The 16,645-nt window shown below is 70.3% G+C and carries 12 protein-coding genes; 9 read left to right on the top strand and 3 right to left on the bottom strand.

Annotated features, from left to right (window positions below):
• Window positions 1-129: 129 nt before the first annotated feature.
• Window positions 130-2,145, top strand: coding sequence for an SPFH domain-containing protein (locus ACO2Q3_RS15755; RefSeq protein ID WP_423308157.1), 2,016 nt, complete (start codon window positions 130-132; stop codon window positions 2,143-2,145).
• Window positions 2,146-2,373: 228 nt separating this feature from the next.
• Window positions 2,374-3,162, top strand: a complete 789-nt coding sequence (locus ACO2Q3_RS15750) for an alpha/beta fold hydrolase (RefSeq protein ID WP_423308155.1) — start codon at window positions 2,374-2,376, stop codon at window positions 3,160-3,162.
• Between the two features lie 154 nt (window positions 3,163-3,316).
• Here ACO2Q3_RS15750 and ACO2Q3_RS15745 read toward each other — a convergent pair whose 3' ends face one another.
• Window positions 3,317-4,861 carry an AMP-binding protein gene (locus ACO2Q3_RS15745; protein WP_423308153.1) on the bottom strand — a complete coding sequence of 515 codons (1,545 nt, stop codon included), beginning with the start codon at window positions 4,859-4,861 and terminating at the stop codon, window positions 3,317-3,319.
• 393 nt (window positions 4,862-5,254) lie between these two features.
• Here ACO2Q3_RS15745 and cpaB point away from each other — a divergent pair, with 393 nt between their 5' ends.
• The 6 genes from cpaB to ACO2Q3_RS15715 are packed head-to-tail and all read left to right on the top strand — an operon-like array spanning window position 5,255 to window position 12,226.
• Window positions 5,255-6,172, top strand: coding sequence for a Flp pilus assembly protein CpaB (cpaB, locus tag ACO2Q3_RS15740; protein WP_423308151.1), 918 nt, complete (start codon window positions 5,255-5,257; stop codon window positions 6,170-6,172).
• A 27-nt stretch (window positions 6,173-6,199) separates the two neighbouring features.
• Window positions 6,200-7,657, top strand: coding sequence for a pilus assembly protein N-terminal domain-containing protein (locus ACO2Q3_RS15735; RefSeq protein ID WP_423308149.1), 1,458 nt, complete (start codon window positions 6,200-6,202; stop codon window positions 7,655-7,657).
• Window positions 7,658-7,703: 46 nt separating this feature from the next.
• Window positions 7,704-8,870 carry an AAA family ATPase gene (locus tag ACO2Q3_RS15730; protein ID WP_423308147.1) on the top strand — a complete coding sequence of 389 codons (1,167 nt, stop codon included), beginning with the start codon at window positions 7,704-7,706 and terminating at the stop codon, window positions 8,868-8,870.
• Window positions 8,870-10,300 (top strand): CpaF family protein, encoded by a 1,431-nt coding sequence (locus ACO2Q3_RS15725; protein WP_423308145.1) that lies wholly within the window; start codon window positions 8,870-8,872, stop codon window positions 10,298-10,300. The genes ACO2Q3_RS15730 and ACO2Q3_RS15725 overlap by 1 nt, the downstream gene beginning before the upstream one ends.
• Complete coding sequence (locus ACO2Q3_RS15720) at window positions 10,297-11,262, top strand: type II secretion system F family protein (protein ID WP_423308143.1); 966 nt, start codon at window positions 10,297-10,299, stop codon at window positions 11,260-11,262. Before ACO2Q3_RS15725 ends, ACO2Q3_RS15720 begins: the two co-directional genes overlap by 4 nt.
• A gap of 4 nt (window positions 11,263-11,266) precedes the next feature.
• Complete coding sequence (locus ACO2Q3_RS15715; RefSeq protein WP_423308141.1) at window positions 11,267-12,226, top strand: type II secretion system F family protein; 960 nt, start codon at window positions 11,267-11,269, stop codon at window positions 12,224-12,226.
• Window positions 12,227-12,246: 20 nt separating this feature from the next.
• Here ACO2Q3_RS15715 and ACO2Q3_RS15710 read toward each other — a convergent pair whose 3' ends face one another.
• Window positions 12,247-13,221, bottom strand: coding sequence for a Rieske 2Fe-2S domain-containing protein (locus ACO2Q3_RS15710; protein WP_423308139.1), 975 nt, complete (start codon window positions 13,219-13,221; stop codon window positions 12,247-12,249).
• A gap of 180 nt (window positions 13,222-13,401) precedes the next feature.
• On the opposite strand from ACO2Q3_RS15710, the gene ACO2Q3_RS15705 reads away from it, so the two are divergent.
• Window positions 13,402-14,175, top strand: a complete 774-nt coding sequence (locus ACO2Q3_RS15705) for an enoyl-CoA hydratase/isomerase family protein (RefSeq protein WP_423308137.1) — start codon at window positions 13,402-13,404, stop codon at window positions 14,173-14,175.
• A 151-nt stretch (window positions 14,176-14,326) separates the two neighbouring features.
• Here ACO2Q3_RS15705 and ACO2Q3_RS15700 read toward each other — a convergent pair whose 3' ends face one another.
• Window positions 14,327-16,579: a S8 family peptidase gene (locus ACO2Q3_RS15700; protein WP_423308135.1), complete on the bottom strand. Its 2,253-nt coding sequence runs from the start codon at window positions 16,577-16,579 to the stop codon at window positions 14,327-14,329.
• Window positions 16,580-16,645 lie beyond the last annotated feature (66 nt).

Below are 16,645 nucleotides of genomic sequence, written 5' to 3'. Positions count from 1 at the left end.
ATGTTCGATTTTTCCGTGCGCCGGGCCTTGCGGGGCTAACGCTGGTCTAGGGCCAAGCTTATCTATAGCTCTGGTTGCGCTTCCTGAGCGGGGCCGCGAGGGCGACCCCCAGCGCACCTGGAGGGTCCAATGCCCGAAGTCATAAGTATCGCGCCCTGGCTGGGCGCGATCGTGCTTGTCGTTCTGCTGCTGGTGCTGTTCGCCAGTTCCGGCATGGTCCGCTACATCGGCAACAGCCGTGTGGCGGTGGTCGAGAAGCTGTGGAGCCCCGCCGGTTCGATCCGATCCGGCATCATCGCCCTGAAGGACGAGGCCGGCTTTCAGCCCGACGTGCTGCGCGGCGGCCTGCACTTCTTCTTTCCGTTCCAGTTCCGGCTGCATGTGCAGCCCCTGGTGACCATCCCGCAGGGGCGGATCGGCTATGTGTTCGCGCGCGGCGGCCTGCCGCTGAACGCGGACCAGACGCTGGCCGCCAACCCTGACGACGTGGACTTCCAGGACACCCGCCGGTTCCTGGAGAGCGGCGGCCAGAAGGGCCCGCAGCGCAAGATCCTGCGCGAGGGCTCGTACGCCATCAACCTGGCCCAGTTCGTGGTGGTCACCCGCGACCAGACCTTCGCCCTGCGCCTGGACGGCGCCGACTCGGCGCTGCTGGACCAGATGGCCGAGGTGATCGCCGCGCGCGACGGCTTCGAGCCGGTGGTGATCAAGGACGCCGACGACCAGATCGGCGTGGTCACCGTGCACGACGGCCCCGGCCTGGCGTCGGGCGACATCATCGCCCCGACCGTGGGCGTCGATCCGGCCGACACGGCGACCTTCCACAACAGCTTCCAGGACCCCAGCAAGTTCCTGGCGGCGGGTGGTCAGAAGGGCCGCCAGCTGCAGGTGCTGGTCGAGGGCACCTATTATATCAACCGCCTGTTCGCGACCGTCGAGCGGATCCCCAAGACCGTGGTCGAGGTCGGCCAGGTCGGGGTGGTGGTGTCCTATACCGGCGACGCCGGCGTCGACACCTCGGGCGAGAGCTACCGCCACGGGGAGCTGGTGGAGAACGGCCGTCGCGGCGTCTGGTGCGACCCGCTGCTGCCCGGCAAGTACGCCTTCAACACCTACGCCGGCCGCGTGACCATGGTGCCGACCACCAACTTCATCCTGAAGTGGGAGAGCAACGCCATCGGCTCGCACAAGTTCGACGAGAACCTGGCCGAGGTGTCGCTGATCACCAAGGACGCCTTCGAGCCGACCCTGCCGGTCTCGGTGGTGGTGCACATCGACTACCGCAAGGCGCCGCTGGTGATCCAGCGCTTCGGCGACATCAAGAAGCTGGTGGAGCAGACGCTCGATCCCATGGTCAGCGCCTATTTCAAGAACATCGGCCAGACGCGCACCCTGATCGAGCTGCTGCAGGACCGCAGCGAGATCCAGTCGCTGTCGTCGCAGGAGATGAAGACCAAGTTCGGGGTCTACAACCTGGAGCTCCAGGAGGTGCTGATCGGCACCCCGCGGCCCAACGCGGCCGGCGACGACCAGATCGAGCGCATCCTGACCCAGCTACGCCAGCGGCAGATCGCCGACGAGCAGGTGGGCACCTATGAGCGCCAGAAGCTGGCCGCGCAGAAGGAACGCGAGCTGCGCGAGGCGGAGGCCTTCGCCAAGCAACAGACCGCGATCACCGAGTCGCAGCTGTCGATCCAGGTGCAGCAGAACGCCGGCCGGGCGAACCTCGCCCGCTCGGAACAGGAGGCCGAGCAGACCCGCACCCTGGCCAAGGCCGAGGCCGACCGCATCCGCTTCCTGGGCGAGGGCGAGGCCAAGAAGGTCGTGGCCCTGGCCGCCGCCGAGGCCGAGCGCGTGACCAAGGTGGGCCTGGCCCAGGCCGAGGCCATCGAAAGCCAGGTCGCCGCGTCCGGCGGTCCCCGCTTCCAGCTGGCCCGCCAGGTCGCCGAGCGCTTCGCCGAGGCCCTGGAGACCAGCGGCGTCGACGTGGTGCCCAAGGTTCAGATCGCCGGCGGCGCCAATGGCGGGGGGGCGTCCGGCGGCGTGCTGCAGGCGCTGATGACCCTGCTGATGGCCGAGAAGCTCGACCTGCCGCTTGGCCTCTCCGAACCGCCCGCGGCCGAACCCGAGAAGGAAGACGCCTAGCGGGCAAGGGCTCCGGCGGTTCTCCGCTGGAGCCCCCATCCCGGCCTTCGGCCGTACTTCCCCCAATGGGGGAAGAGAACGGCAGTCGGCTCAGAGGCGGCTTCTCTTCCCCCTCTGGGGGAAGTCCCGGCGAAGCCGGGGAAGGGGGCTCCAGCTTGGCTGGGGCCCCTTTTCCTTGCGCCATCCCCGTGCACAACTGCGCGCCAATCAGAACAGGGGAGGCGTTCCATGCCCATCGCCGCGGTCAACGGCCAGAACATCTACTACGAGGACACCGGCGGGACGGGTCCGGCGATCATCTTCTCGCACGGCCTGTTCATGGACCACGCGATGTTCGCGCCGCAGGTCGAGGCGCTGAAGGGGCGCTGGCGCTGCATCACCTGGGACGAGCGCGGCCATGCCGGCACAGCCTCGGACACCCTGGCGCCGTTCAGCTACTACGACTCCGCCGACGACCTGGCGGCGCTGCTGAAGCACCTTGGCATCGAGCGGGCGGTGCTGGCGGGCATGAGCCAGGGCGGCTTCCTGTCGCTGCGCTGCGCGCTGACGCATCCGCAGATCGTCCGCGCCCTGGTGCTGATCGACACCCAGGCCGGCCAGGAGGACCCCAACGCCCTGGAGGGGCATATGCAGCTCGCCAACACCTGGGCGACGCAGGGCCTTTCGGACGAGATGGCCGGCATCATCGAGCACATCATTCTGGGCGAGGGCTGGGCGGGCGCCCCGGCCTGGAAGGCGAAGTGGAAGACCATCAAGCCGGTCAACGTGCTGGGCTGCATGCAGACCCTGGCCAGCCGCGACGACATCACCCCGCGGCTGGGCGAGATCAAGGTCCCGGCCCTGGTGGTGCACGGCGACGCCGACGCCGCCATCTCGCTGGACTTGGCGAAGACCCTGACGGCGGGCCTGCCCGACGCCCAGCTGGTGGTGGTCCCCGGCGCCGGCCACGCCGCCAACCTCACCCACCCGCAGGTGGTCAACCCGGCGATCGAACGGTTCCTGGCGGGGTTGGGTTAGCGCTCCGCTGGAGCCCCCATCCCGGCCTTCGGCCGGACTTCCCCCAAGGGGGGAAGAGAACGGATGTGCGGGGCTCGAGCGCCAATTCTCTTCCCCCTCTGGGGGAAGTACCGGCGAAGCCGGGGAAGGGGGCCCCAGATTGGAGCCCCCGCCCCTAGATCTCCCGCGCCCTTCCCGCCCAGTAGGGCTTGCGCACCTTGCCACGCTGGATCTTGCCGGCGGGGCTGCGGGGCAGTTCGTCGACGAAGTCCACGGTCTTGGGGACCTTGTAGCCGGCCAGGTGCTGGCGGGCGAAGGCGATGATTTCCTTGCCCAGGGCCTCGGAAGGCTCGTACCCCGGGTTCAGGGTGATCACCGCCTTGACCTCCTCGCCCCACTCGTCGTTGGGCGCGCCGATGCAGCAGCTGTCCTCGACCGCGGGATGCTTGATGATCTCGTTGTCGATCTCCTGCGGATAGATGTTCACCCCGCCGGAGATGATGGTCTCGGCGTTGCGGCCGGTGAGGAACAGGTAGTTGTCCTCGTCCAGGTAGCCGACGTCGCCCAGGGTGAAGTAGCCGTCGCGGTGCGCCGCGGCGGTCTTGGCCGGGTCCTTGTAGTATTCGAACGGCGCCACCGGCGAGACCTTGAAGTACAGGGTGCCGGAGACGCCCTTGGCCACCGGGTTGCCCTCGTCGTCGAGGATCTTCAGGGCGTCCTCGGCCGGCAGCTTGCCGACGGTGCCGGGCTTGGCCAGCCACTCCTCGGAGGAGACCACGAAGCCCGCGCCGCCTTCCGAGCCGGCGTAGTATTCGTTCAGGATCGGCCCCACCCAGTCGATCATGGCCTTCTTCACCTCGGGCGGGCAGGGCGCCGCGCCGTGGATGATGTAGCGCAGGGACGAGATGTCGTACTTGCGGCGCACCTCGTCCGGCAGGGCCAGCAGGCGCTGGAACATGATCGGCACCAGGTGGGCCCGCGTGACCTTGTACTGCTCGATGGTCTTCAGCACGCCCTCGGAGTCCCAGCGGTCCATGAACACCAGCGGGTTGCCCTGGGTCATCGACGAGCGCACGTCGAACGCCAGCGGCGCGGCGTGGTAGGCCGGTCCGGCGCACAGCTGCACGTCGTCCGGCGCGCCCAGCTGGATCTGCAGCAGGGCGGCGCTGGCCTTGCGATAGACCCCCTTCGGCCGGCCGGTGGTGCCGGAGGTGTACAGCATCTGGCTGCCCAGCTCGGGGTCCTCGATGTCGCTGGCGTCGTGCGCCTGCAGGGCCTTGGCGTAGGGGACGAAGCCCTCGGCGTCGTCGCCGACGGACAGCTTGACGACCACGTTGGGGGTGTTCGCCTCCAGCGCCGACTTGTATCGCGGCTCGGCGATCAGCGCCTTCGCATCGCAGTCGTTGATGATGTACTCGACCTCGTCGGTATTGAGGTGCCAGTTCACCGGCGTGATGCGGAAGCCGCCGCGCAGGGTGGCGTTCAGCACCTCGACGAACTCCGCCCGGTTGCTGGTCATCAGGGCGACGGAGTCGCCGGCCTGCAGCCCGGCCGCGCGCAGCAGGCGGACGATGCGGTTGGCGTTCTCGTTGACCTGCCGGAACGTGCGGGTCCCGATCGGGTCGTGAATGGCGATGGCGTCGGGCTTTTCGGCGGCCCAGATGCTGGCCGTCATGCCCTTGGAAGCGGCCAGGGTCAGGCGTTCAATCAACTCAGGCATAAAAAACTCCTCCCGGCGCCGTCAAAGGCCTCGGAGGATCTTCTTTGTGGATCCCCGTCTGGCTGGCGCCACGTTCAGTGTGACGAATGAATATGCCCATTGATTGCCAGGAGGGGCGGCCGTCAAGCGGGACTTGCGCCCTTGCCGGGGCGCAGATTTTGCGACCCTGGCGTTCGCTGTCCTCTGTTTGCGTCGGCAAGTATAGCTTCGATCGTTTCTATTCTAAAATCATAGTAAATGAGGCGTTTATCGTTAGGTGATCTGCACGATGTTTGTCGCGGATCAAGGTGAACGCGAATTTACGACGTCCCTTAATGACACCGAAATGGGCGCGGTCGCAGGTTGTGCCTGAAATCGCGCCATTTTCAGCGCGGTGGGGGTTGGGCGGGCGATATGCGTACAGGAACCATCATCAGCCTGGGGGCGTCGGCTGTCCTGGGCGTCGGCGCGCTCCTGGTGGCCAAGGTCTGGTTGCCGCACGCGGCGCAGGGGAGTCCCTCGGCCAAGGCGCCCGCGCCGGCGGAGGCCACCGTACCGGTTGTCGTGGCCAGCGGCGCCATTCCCTACGGCGGCAAGCTGGACGCTTCGCATCTGGTGCTGGCGCACCTGCCGCAGGGCGCCGTGCCGCAGGGCGCCTATTCCTCGATCGAGCAGGTGACCAGCCAGAACGGCGGCGCGCCGGTGGCGGTGGTGGCGATCTCGGCGCGCGAGCCGATCCTGCCGACCAAGGTCAGCGGCGCCGGCGCCAAGCCGACCCTGTCGGCGATGATCACCGAGGGCATGCGCGCCTACACCATCGGCATCAGCGACACCTCGGGCGGCGGCGGTCACATCCTGCCCTCCGACCGGGTGGACGTGGTGCTGACCCGCGAGGTGCCGCTGCCGCAGAAGGTCCGCGACGATTGCGGCGGCTGTAAGCGCTACGTCACCAACGTGGTGATCCAGAACGTCCGCATCCTGGGCATGGACCTGAACGCCGATCCCAGCTCGACCCAGCCGGTGCTGGCGCACACCGCCACCCTGGAGGTGTCGATGGCCGACGCCCAGCGCCTGTCCCTGGCGGCTCAGGCCGGCAGCCTGTCGCTGGCCCTGCGCCGCACCGGCCAGGGCGAGGTGGACCCGGTCCGGCCGATGGGCGTGCGCGACCTTGGCCCGCTGGACACCCCGATGGCCCCGCACGCGGCCGGCCTGCGTTCGGTGAGCCACGCCAGCCGCGCCAAGCCGGCGGCCGCGGCCGCCCGACACTCCATCATCGTCGTCAACGGCGACGCCCGATCGGCGGTCGACGTGCCGTCCGAGCGCGGCCTCTAGAGCGCCATCGCCATGCACAAGCGAGCCATGAAATCCTTCACCGCCCTCATCGCGTCGGCGCTCCTCGGCCTGGCCGGGCTGGCGACGGCGGTCCCGGCCGCGGCCCAGATGGTCAGCGACCAGCAGGGCGCCAGCACCATCGTCGTCGCCAAGGACAAGTCGGCGGCCTTCCGCCTGGATTATCCGGCCGGCGAGATCGTGGTCGCCGCGCCCGAAACCCTGGCCCTGGTCGCCACCACCGACCGCAGCTTCTATGTGCGGGGCAAGTCGGTCGGCGTGACCAACATCCTGATCTATGACGCCCAGCACCGCCTGGCCCAGGTGGTGGACGTGCGCGTCGGCTACGACACCGACAGCCTGCAGGCCGACCTCGCCGCAGCCCTGCCGGGCGAGCCGATCAAGGCGGCGAACTTCGCCGGCGGCATCCTGCTGTCGGGAGAGGTCTCGACGTCGAGCGTCGCCCTGCGCGCCGCCGCCATCGCCGAACGCTATGCGCCCAAGGCGGTGCAGTCGGCCCTGACGGTCAAGGCGGCCCAGCAGGTGATGGTCGAGGTGCGGATTATCGAGGCTTCGCGCTCGGCGCTGAAGGACCTCGGCGTCGGCCTCAATGTGCAGAACATGTCGGGCTTCACCCTAAACACGGCCAGCACCCTGATCAGCAACAGCGCCCCGACCGGCACGCTGGACGTCGGCGGCCACTTCGGTCCGTGGAGCGTGGACGCCACCATCAAGGCCCTGGAGCAGCGCGGCTCGGTGCACACCCTGGCGCGGCCGAACCTGACGGCCATGTCCGGTCAGGAGGCCAGCTTCCTGGCGGGGGGCGAGTTCCCCTTCCCGGTGCCCAACGGCCAGAACGGCGTGACCATCGAGTTCCGCACCTTCGGGGTGAAGCTGAACGTCACGCCCACGGTGCAGGACTCCGGCCAGATCCGCCTGAAGGTGGCGCCCGAGGTCAGCCAGCTGGATCCGCGCAACGGCGTGACCATCCAGGGCTTCCAGGTGCCGGCCATCTCCACGCGCCGCGCCTCCACCGACGTGGAGCTGCGCGACGGCCAAAGCTTCGCCATCGCCGGCCTGTTCGAAAAGGGCCAGACCCGGGCGGTCAACCAGGTGCCTTGGGCGGCGGACGTGCCGGTGCTGGGCGCGCTGTTCAAGTCGGTCGACTGGCAGAAGAACGAGACCGAGCTGGTGATCATCGTCACCCCCCGGCTGACCACGCCCACCGACCACCTCGAGACCCTGCCGAACCCGCTGAAGGACGACACCGATCCCAGCCCGATCGACCTGATCCTGGCCGGCAAGGGGGTCGAGATGCCCCGCTCGGAGCCGCCTCCGGCGACCCAGCTGCCGGCGCCGGCGCCTGTCGCGGCGACCGATCCGGCCAGCGTGCCGGGTCCCGCCCCGGGTCCGGTGGCCAGCGCCGAGCCCGCCGCGGTCCCGATGCCGACCACCAGCGATGCGCCGGCCGCGGCCGGTCAGCCCTGACGGCCGCGCTCCAGACGACAGTAGCCCTTCTCACGCGAGCATCCCGATGAGCCATCCGGTCCTGAATGAACGCCATGTCCTCGTGATCGGCCAGCGGCTCGCGCCTGTCGCCCAGGAGGCTATGCCCGCGGCGCGGCTGGAGGTCGCCGGCGCCGAACGCCTGGATCTCCCCGATACCCTGCACGGCGCGCTGGAGCTGCTGCTGATCGACGTCGACGCGGTGGACCCGGCGGTGCTGACCGGGGTGCTCAACGCCCTGTCGCAGCGCCCGACCCCGCCGGCGGTGCTGCTGGCGGGCAGCCACCTGCCCACCGCCCTGGTCAAGGCGGTCATGCGGCTGAGCCGGTCGGACGTGCTGGAGGCGCCGTTCACCTCGGTCGACCTGTCGCGGGCGGCGGCCGTGCTGCTGGCTGACGCCAAGGCCCCGGCCGGCGCGCCGCACCAGGCGCACTGCTGGACGGTGATGGGCTCGGTCGGCGGCTGCGGCGCGACCACCATCGCCGTGGAGATCGCCACCGAACTGGCCCGCCGCGCCGGCGCCGACCGCCGCGTGGCGCTGGTCGACCTGAACCTCTGCGACGGCGCCGCCAGCGCCTACCTGGGGGCCACCGCCAACATGCTGCTGGCCGAGGCCTCGGCCACGCCGGAGCGGATCGACCAGGCGCTGCTCGACGCCTTTTCCATGCGGGTCGGCGGCGGGCTGGACCTGCTGGCCTGCCCGCGCGATCCCAAGGCGTTCGGCAAGGTCTCGGCCATGGCCGTGTGCCGCGTTCTGGAGGTGGCCTGCCAGGTCTACGACCACGTGGTGGTCGACCTGCCGCGGCATCACCAGGCCTGGACCCTGGACGTGCTGGCCGGCTGCGACGAGATCCTGGTGGTCTCCGAGCTGACCGTCCCCGCGCTGCTCGCCGCGCGCTCGCTCGCCACCGAGATCGAGGCCGAGCTGCCGGACGGCGCGCCGCCGCGCATCATCCTCAACCGCCTGGCCAGCCGCGTGTTCGGCCCGGCCCCCTCGCTCGCCGAGGCCGAGAAGGCGCTGCAGCGCAAGGCCGACGGCGGGGTGACCTCCGACTGGGAAGCGGCCGCCGCCTCGGCGAACCTCGGCGGGGCGATCAGCCACCACCGGCCGCGCTCCAAGATCGTGCGCGATATCGCCGTCCTGGTCGACCGGCTGACGGCGCCCCAGGCCGCGCAGCGCGGGCGGGCCGCCTGATGAGCCGCTTCGCCTTCCGCCGCGCCACGCCGGTCGAGCCGGCGCCCGAGCAACCCGCCCCGCCGCCGTCCGCCCCGCCGCCCGCCGCCGAGGCGACCAAGCCGGGCTTCACGCCGCCGGCCAAGGACGCAGCCGCTCCGGCCCCGCCGCCGGTGGACAACACCATGCTGGACATGCGGCTGAAGCTGCACGCCCGGCTGATCGACGAGATCGACCTTTCCAAGCTGGACAAGCTCGAGGAAGGCGAGATGCGCCGCCAGGTGCGCAAGCTGGTGGGCGACTTCGCCCGCACCGAGCGCCTGGCGCTGAATGCCGGCGAACTCGACGACATGGGGGCTCAGGTGTTCGACGAGATGGTCGGCCTGGGTCCGATCGAGCCGCTGCTCGGCGACGATTCCATCGCCGACATCCTGATCAACGGCCCGTTCCAGGTCTATGTGGAGCGGCGCGGCGAACTGGAGCTGACCCCGGTCCGCTTCCGCGACAACGACCACCTGCTGCGCATCGTCAACCGGATCGTCTCGACGGTGGGCCGGCGGATCGACGAAAGCCAGCCGATGGTCGACGCCCGCCTGCCCGACGGCAGCCGCGTGAACGCCGCCATCGCCCCGATCGCCATCGACGGCGCCTCGGTCTCGATCCGCAAGTTCTCGAAGCGGCCGTACAGCCTGGACCGCCTGGTGGGCGTGGGCGCCATGCCGGCGTGCGTGGCCGAGTTCCTGTACGGCGCGGTGCGCAGCCGGGTCTCCACGGTGATCTCCGGCGGCACCGGCTCGGGCAAGACCACCCTGCTGAACGCGCTGTCGGCCGCGATCAGCGAGAAGGAGCGCCTGATCACCATCGAGGACGCCGCCGAGCTGCAGCTGCAGCAGCCGCACGTGGTGCGCATGGAGACCCGGCCGCCGAACATCGAAGGCAAGGGCGAGATCCGCCAGCGCGAGCTGGTGAAGAACGCCCTGCGGATGCGTCCCGACCGGGTGATCCTGGGCGAAGTGCGCTCGGAGGAAGCCTTCGACATGCTGCAGGCCATGAACACCGGCCACGAAGGCTCCATGGCCACCATCCACGCCAACAACCCGCGCGACGCCATCACCCGCCTGGAGCAGATGGTCGCCATGAGCGGCATGCGCCTGGAGCCGAGCGCCATCCGCGGCCAGATCGCCTCGGCGGTCGGCATGATCGTGCAGGTGATGCGCCTGTCGGACGGCTCGCGCCGCTGCATGAGCGTGTCGGAGATCACCGGCATGGAGGGCAATGTCGTGCAGATGCAGGAGATCTTCGCCTTCCACCGCGTCTCCACCGACGCGGACGGCAAGGTGCACGGCGAGTTCCGCGCCTCGGGCCTGCGCCCGAAGTGCATGGAGGAGATGATCCGCCGCGGCATCCACTACGACACCTCGAACTTCGATCCGGGCAAGCCGCTGCAATGAAGTTCGACGTCGACCCCTCGATCGCCTTCTACGTGCTGGTGTTCGCCGCGGTGTTCACCGCCGGCCAGGCCGCCTATGGCCTGCTCAGCGTCGGCGTGGCCAAGCGGGCGGTGAACCGGCGGCTGGCGACGGCGGAGCGCACCACCGGCCTGGGCGACCTGGTGCTGGAGCTGCGCAAGCAGCGGGGCATCGGCGCCGACGGCGCCTCGATCTTTTCCTGGACCTGGTTCTCCGACCTGGTGATGCGCTCGGGCGTGCCCTACGACGCCCGGCGCTGGGGGATGGTCACGGGCGGGCTGGGCTTCACCCTGGCGATCGGCGTCTGGGTGCTGACCAAGAATCCCATGCTGGGCGTGGTCGCCGGCATCGCCGGGGCGGTGATCCTGCCGATCCTGTATCTCAACTTCAAGGCGGCGGGCCGGGCCAAGATGCTGGGCCAGCAGCTGCCTCAGGCGCTGGAGGTGATCGTGCGCAGCCTCGAGGCCGGTCACCCGGTGCCGACGGCGGTCGCCCTGGTGGGGCGCGAGCTGCCCGACCCGATCGGCTCGGAGTTCGGCATGGCCGCCGACGAGATCGCCTATGGCGCCACCCTGGAGCAGGCGGTGGGGCGCATCGCCGACCGCTGCAAGCAGATGGACGTCGACCTGTTCGCCGCCACCATCCGGCTGCAGGAGCGCGCCGGGGGCAATCTGACGGGCCTGCTGAAGATGCTGGCCCACACCGTGCGCGAGCGTCAGAAGATGCGGCTGAAGATCAAGGCCGCCTCCTCGGAGGGGCGCGCTTCGGCGATCATCCTCACGGCCGCGCCGATCTGCGTCTTCATCCTGCTGCAGGTCGCCAGCCCGCACTTCTACGGCGATGTGATCGGCAAGCGGCCGGTGCAGATCGGCCTGGCCGGGCTGGGAGGCTGGATGTTCATCGGCAACCTGGTGATGCGCAAGATGATCGACATGCGGATCTGACCCCATGAACATCGCCCTGTTCCAGACCATACTGACCGTCGCCTCCTTCGCCCTGATCGCCGTGGGCGTGGGTGGGGGCGGCTTCCTCATCGTCCGCAACGCCGTCACCGGCGTGCGACGTCGCGCGCGGCTGTCCGGCGAGACCGTCGCGGTCGGCGCGGGAGCCGCGTCCGGCGGCCGCGGGGTGGAGGCGTTCTCGGGTGTGCTGTCGGGGGTGCGGCGCCTCGGTGACCGCATGGCGATCCAGGACCCGGCCCAGGTCTCGGCCCTGCGCCAGCGGCTGATCCAGGCGGGCTTCTTCAGCCGCGAGGCGGTGACCCTGTATCTCGGCGCCCGGGCCGTGGCGATGATCGCCGCCATCGGCGGCACCGTCGCCCTGCTGCCCTGGGCCCTGTCGGGCGGCGGCGGCAAGGCCGCCCTGCTGCTGGCGGCGCTGCTGTCGGTGGCGGCCCTGCTGGGGCCCGACCAGGTGATCAAGGCCAAGCGCAAGAAGCTTGAGCTGGAATACCGCGAGGGGTTCCCGGACCTGCTCGACCTGCTGGTGGCCTCGGTGGAGGCGGGCCTGTCGCTCGACGCCGCCGTCAACCGGGTGACGGACGAGCTGGTGCGCCGCTATCCGCACCTGGCCGAGCACCTCAAGGTGCTGACCCTGGAGCTGCGGGCCGGCCGCGCGCGCAAGGACTGCTGGTCGAACTTCGCCGAGCGCCTGGGCATCGACGAGGCCCGCTCCATGGCCACCATGCTGCGCCAGGCCGAAGAGATGGGCACCAGCCTGGGCGAGACCCTGGCGGTGTTCTCCGACGACATGCGCTCCAAACGCATGCTGCGGGCCGAGGAAAAGGCCATGGCCCTGCCGGCCAAGCTGATGATCCCGCTGATCCTGTTCATCTTCCCCTGCCTGCTGGGGGTGCTGATCCTGCCGGCGGCGTTCCGCATCTCGCAGAGCATGGTGGCCGGGCACTAGCCGAGGCGCGGGCAAGGCCCTCAGGCGAACGAGTCGCGCAGGGTGGCGTAATAGTAGCGCCTGAACTGCAACGTGGCGCGGTCCGTGCCGACGGAGGGCTCGCGCCCGGGCGCCGGAACTTCCGCCGGGCCGGACGACTCGACGACGGCGCGGTCTTCGTCGGCGATGCGCCCGTTCATCCAGGCGAACAGCGGCGTGAACGCCGGCGACCGCAGGAAGTCCCGTGATCCGACGACCGTGAGGCGCGTCCGGCCCGGGTCCGACGGCGTGACGATGGCGTGGATGCGCAGATGCCGGCCGGGCGCTGGGATCAGCAGCGACATGATGTTCGGCCGATGAAACTCGAGCAGGGCCCCGCCGTCGACGCCGTCGAGCGCCGCGCTGGCGCGGCCGCCCCAGGAGGTGTCCTCCCAGCCGATATCCATCCGCGAGGCGTCCGTCATGCGTCGCCGCAGAGGACGGCCGATGGTCCGGCGGTGCACGAAGGGCAGATGCGGGCTGTCGAGCATGTTCTCCATCGCCCGGGTCCAATGGCATCGCCACACGCGCTCGGTGTAGGCGCGGGCAAGGCCAGGCGCGGCGAGTCCCTCAGGCGCCACGGGGTCTTCGGCGGCGTCCGCGCCGGGCGCCGTGCGCAGCCAGATCAACTCGCCGATCTCGCGCACGGCCAGGGCGGTGGCCGGCATGCGGTCCAGGCGCGCCTCCGGGTTGAGGGGAATGCGCCGGTTGACGCCCCGCGTGTCGAAGCGCCAGCCGTGAAACGGACATTCCAGGCAGCCGTCCTCGCCCACGCGCCCGCCGGACAGGGCCACGCCTCGGTGCGGGCAGCGGTCGATCAGGGCGCCGGCGCGGCCGGCGCGGTCGCGGAACAGCACGACAGGCTCGCCCGCCACGACGATCCGCACGGGGCGGCGACCCACGCGAGCGCTGCGCGCCGCTGGGGTCCAGACGTTGGCGAAACCCTGGAACAGGGGATGGTCGTCGGGGCCGGCCATGGTCACCTTCGCGGGCTGCAGACTGTACGCACGCCACCTGCGCCCGGATCACGTCTCGACGGACCGGCAGGGGGCGGGGTCCCTGAGTCTCCGTGCGCGCTCCCGGCGGCCGTTTACCGCAGCGGCCGGGCGGGTCAAGCTGCACGCGGCGGAGGGACATCCGCCGGCAGGGAGACGACCATGGCCGCCTACCAGACCATCCTCTACGACAAGGGCGACCATCGGGCGACCATCACCCTGAACCGGCCCGAGGCGCGCAACGGCATCGTCCAGCTGATGATGGACGAGTTCTGGGCCGCGCTGCAGGACGCGGCCGCCGACACCTCGCTGCGCGTGCTGGTGCTGCGCGGCGCCGGGCGCGACTTCTGCCCGGGCGCGGACGTGAAGGCCTATGCGGCGGGCGCGGGCGGCAAGTCCGACCCGAGCACCTTCCATGTGGCCACCCTGCTGCATGAGGCGCCGCTGGTGACCGTCGCGGCGATCCGCGGGGCCTGCGCCGGAGCCGGGTTCGGCTGGGCGGCGGCGTGCGACCTGCGGGTCTGCGACGACACCGCCCGCTTCAACTCCGCCTTCCTGGGCGTCGGCATCTCCGGTGACATGGGCGGGCCGTGGACCCTGCCGCGCATCGTCGGCGCCGCGAAGGCGCGCGAGCTCTATTTCCTGCCGGGCAAGTTCGACGCTGCAGAAGCCAAGGCCATCGGCCTGGTGTCGCGGATGTTCGACGAGGCCGGCTTCGAGGCGGGCCTGGCCGAGATCGTCGACCGGCTGGCGAATTCCGCGCCGCTGGCGCTGAAGGCGATGAAGGCCAACTTCCTCGACGCCGAGCGCATGGGCCTGGCCGAGTTCGTCGCCGTCGAGACCGCCCGTCACACCACCTGCGGCGCCAGCGAGGACAGCCGCGAGGCGTTCAAGGCGTTCGTCGAGAAGCGTCCGCCGGTGTTTCACGGCCGCTGAGGGTCCCCTCCCATCTGTCATCCCGGAATCCGCGCAGCGGATATCCGGGACCGCGGCAGGCGTCAGCGTGTGTCGAGCCGGCCCCCCCCGGGCTTCCGGCGGCCCCGGATAAGGCGCATGCGCGCCTTTCCGGGAGGACAGTCGGGAGGGATCAGAACCGCAGGTTGGCCGCCAGCCTGAAGGCGACGTCGTTCTGGCCGCGGACGTTCTGGGCGTCGGAGCGGAAGTCCACCTCGCCGCCCAGGCGCAGGGCGCCGCGCACGACGGTCCCGTAGGCCAGGTCGAGGTCGGTCTCGTTGCCGTCCGGGGTCAGGCCCACGCGGGTGAAGCCGGTGTGGGCGTAACCCTGGTCGTCGACCGTGGTGACCGCCAGGTCCGCCGTGCCGGAGCTGACGCGCAGCGGCTTGCGGATCGACACGGTCAGGCTGTCGCCGGCGCGCAGGGCGTCGACCTGGACGAAGGAGACGCCCCAGGCGCGGGCGGTGATGTTGCTCACGTCACGGATCAGGCCGTCGTTCAGCTTCGCGCCGTCGGCGCTCACCCAGGCGGCCTCGGCCAGCAGGCTGCGGCCGCTGCCGAGATCATAGGCGGTGCTGATCGAGACTTCCCGGCTCCGGTGCTGGCCGCCGAACGACAGCAGGCCGGCGCCGTCGTAGGTCGAGCCGAGCAGGCCGTTGGTCTCCTTCAGGCCGGAATAGGAGACGCCCAGGGTCCAGCGGCGGGTGACCTGGGCGGTCGCGCCCACCACCGCCGCCGAAGCGCCGGACAGGGTGCGGTTGCTGGCCAGGCCGGACGAGGTGGTCTCGTCGGTGGCCGACCAGCCGGCGGCCAGGCGCACGCGCCCGCCGAGGCTGGCGCCGATCGCCGAGGCGTTGCCGCCCTGGGCCAGGTTCAGCAGGGCGGTGCTGGCGCCGATGTGGCTGGTCAGGTCGGCGGCCGGGGCGTCGACGCCCCAGAAGGCCTGGGCGAAGGCCGCCGAGGAATTCATGCCGCGCGACACCGCCGCCACGTCGCCGCGGCCGTCGGCCAGCATCACCGCGGTCATGCCGCGGTCACGCGCGCCGAACATGCGGTCGGCGACGTCGTTGGCGCCGCTGTCGCCGAACACCGCCTCGCCGAACGACACCGGCTGCAGGCCGGTGGCCATGACAAAGCCGCCGCCGGCCAGGTGGCGGCCCAGCGTGGTCGGGGTGCTGACGGACACCGGGGCCGGGGTGACGACCGTGGCCACCGAGCTCGTCGACACCAGGCCCGAAAGGTTGCTGGTGAAGTTGCGCTGGAAGCTGTCGAAGGTGGTGTAGGCCGACAGCTGGCTGCGGATGGCGCTGAGGTTGCCCAGGGCGCCGGAGGTGATCATGGCGCTGGTCAGGCTGCTCACCGGCGTCGACTTGCCGTTGGCCTGGGTGACGGTCAGGGCCCCGATCGGCTGGAACGCCTGATTGATGTTCAGCAGGCCGTTGCCGTAGGTCGAGTCGACGCCCTTGGTTCCAAGGTCGGTGGCGGTCAGGAACAGCACCTGCGCGGCCGTGCCGTTGCGCATCAGCACCGGCCAGGTCGCCTCCAGCAGGGCCACGGCCCCGGCCACTTCCGGCGCGGCCATCGAGGTGCCGGTCCAGTAGGCGAACGAGGTCGAGCCGTACTGCAGGCCCGGCGCGATGATGCTGTCGCCATTGCCCATCAGCCACAGCGACGAATAGGCCGTCGAGCCTGCCTTGCCGCTGCCCGGCTTGTTGGAAAAGCTGGAGATCTGGTTGTTCGACCCCACCGAGCCGACCAGGATCAGGCGCTGCAGGGCCGCCGCGGAGAGGCCGCTCGTGTTCGCGCCATTGTTCAGGTTGGCCGACGAATTGCCACCCGCCCAGACGATCACCACGTTCTTCGACGCGGCGTAGTTCACCGCGCTGATGATGTCGCTGTTGGTCATGTAGGTGAGGCTGAGGTTGATCACCTGCGCCCCGCCGTTCACCGCCTTGGTGATACCGTTGGCGATGTCGCTGTTCATCCCCGTGCCCGAGGCGTTCAGCACCTTCTCCGACAGGATGGTGGCAGAGGGGGCGACGCCGGACATGCTGATCGCCGGCGTCGGGCTGTAACTGCCCGCGGCGATTGCGGCCACGGCCGTGCCATGACTGTTGTCGTCGTAGACCCCGTTCGAGCAGCGGAAGGTGACCGCCGCGCAGGACGAGGCGCCGAGCACGCGGCCGGTCACTTCCTGGTTGCTGGCGGCGATGCCGGTGTCGACGATGCCGATGGTGATGCCTGCCCCGCCCTTGGCGGTGGCCTGCACCGCGGCGGTGTCGCCGATCTGGGCCTGCCAGGCCGCCGAGCGGTCCGCGCCGGCGACCGCCTGGCCGCCAAACAGCAGCGCCAGCGCCGAGGCGCTGGCCAGTAACTTATAAGACACGATGTTCTGCCCCCGCAGAGTGGTATTCCACTTTGTGGCAAACTAGGGGCAATCCGTGAAGATCAG

It is taken from the genome of Caulobacter sp. KR2-114 (assembly GCF_049446115.1).
Lineage (GTDB): Bacteria > Pseudomonadota > Alphaproteobacteria > Caulobacterales > Caulobacteraceae > Acaudatibacter.
Note: the sequence above shows the minus strand (reverse complement) of the source record. Positions and strands in the feature narration are given on the sequence as shown.

Coding starts and splice junctions, on each gene's coding strand:
- ACO2Q3_RS15755 (WP_423308157.1), top strand. CDS start 130: ATGCCCGAAGTCATAAGTATCGCGCCCTGGCTGGGCGCGATCGTGCTT.
- ACO2Q3_RS15750 (WP_423308155.1), top strand. CDS start 2,374: ATGCCCATCGCCGCGGTCAACGGCCAGAACATCTACTACGAGGACACC.
- ACO2Q3_RS15745 (WP_423308153.1), bottom strand. CDS start 4,861: ATGCCTGAGTTGATTGAACGCCTGACCCTGGCCGCTTCCAAGGGCATG.
- cpaB (WP_423308151.1), top strand. CDS start 5,255: ATGCGTACAGGAACCATCATCAGCCTGGGGGCGTCGGCTGTCCTGGGC.
- ACO2Q3_RS15735 (WP_423308149.1), top strand. CDS start 6,200: ATGAAATCCTTCACCGCCCTCATCGCGTCGGCGCTCCTCGGCCTGGCC.
- ACO2Q3_RS15730 (WP_423308147.1), top strand. CDS start 7,704: ATGAGCCATCCGGTCCTGAATGAACGCCATGTCCTCGTGATCGGCCAG.
- ACO2Q3_RS15725 (WP_423308145.1), top strand. CDS start 8,870: ATGAGCCGCTTCGCCTTCCGCCGCGCCACGCCGGTCGAGCCGGCGCCC.
- ACO2Q3_RS15720 (WP_423308143.1), top strand. CDS start 10,297: ATGAAGTTCGACGTCGACCCCTCGATCGCCTTCTACGTGCTGGTGTTC.
- ACO2Q3_RS15715 (WP_423308141.1), top strand. CDS start 11,267: ATGAACATCGCCCTGTTCCAGACCATACTGACCGTCGCCTCCTTCGCC.
- ACO2Q3_RS15710 (WP_423308139.1), bottom strand. CDS start 13,221: ATGGCCGGCCCCGACGACCATCCCCTGTTCCAGGGTTTCGCCAACGTC.
- ACO2Q3_RS15705 (WP_423308137.1), top strand. CDS start 13,402: ATGGCCGCCTACCAGACCATCCTCTACGACAAGGGCGACCATCGGGCG.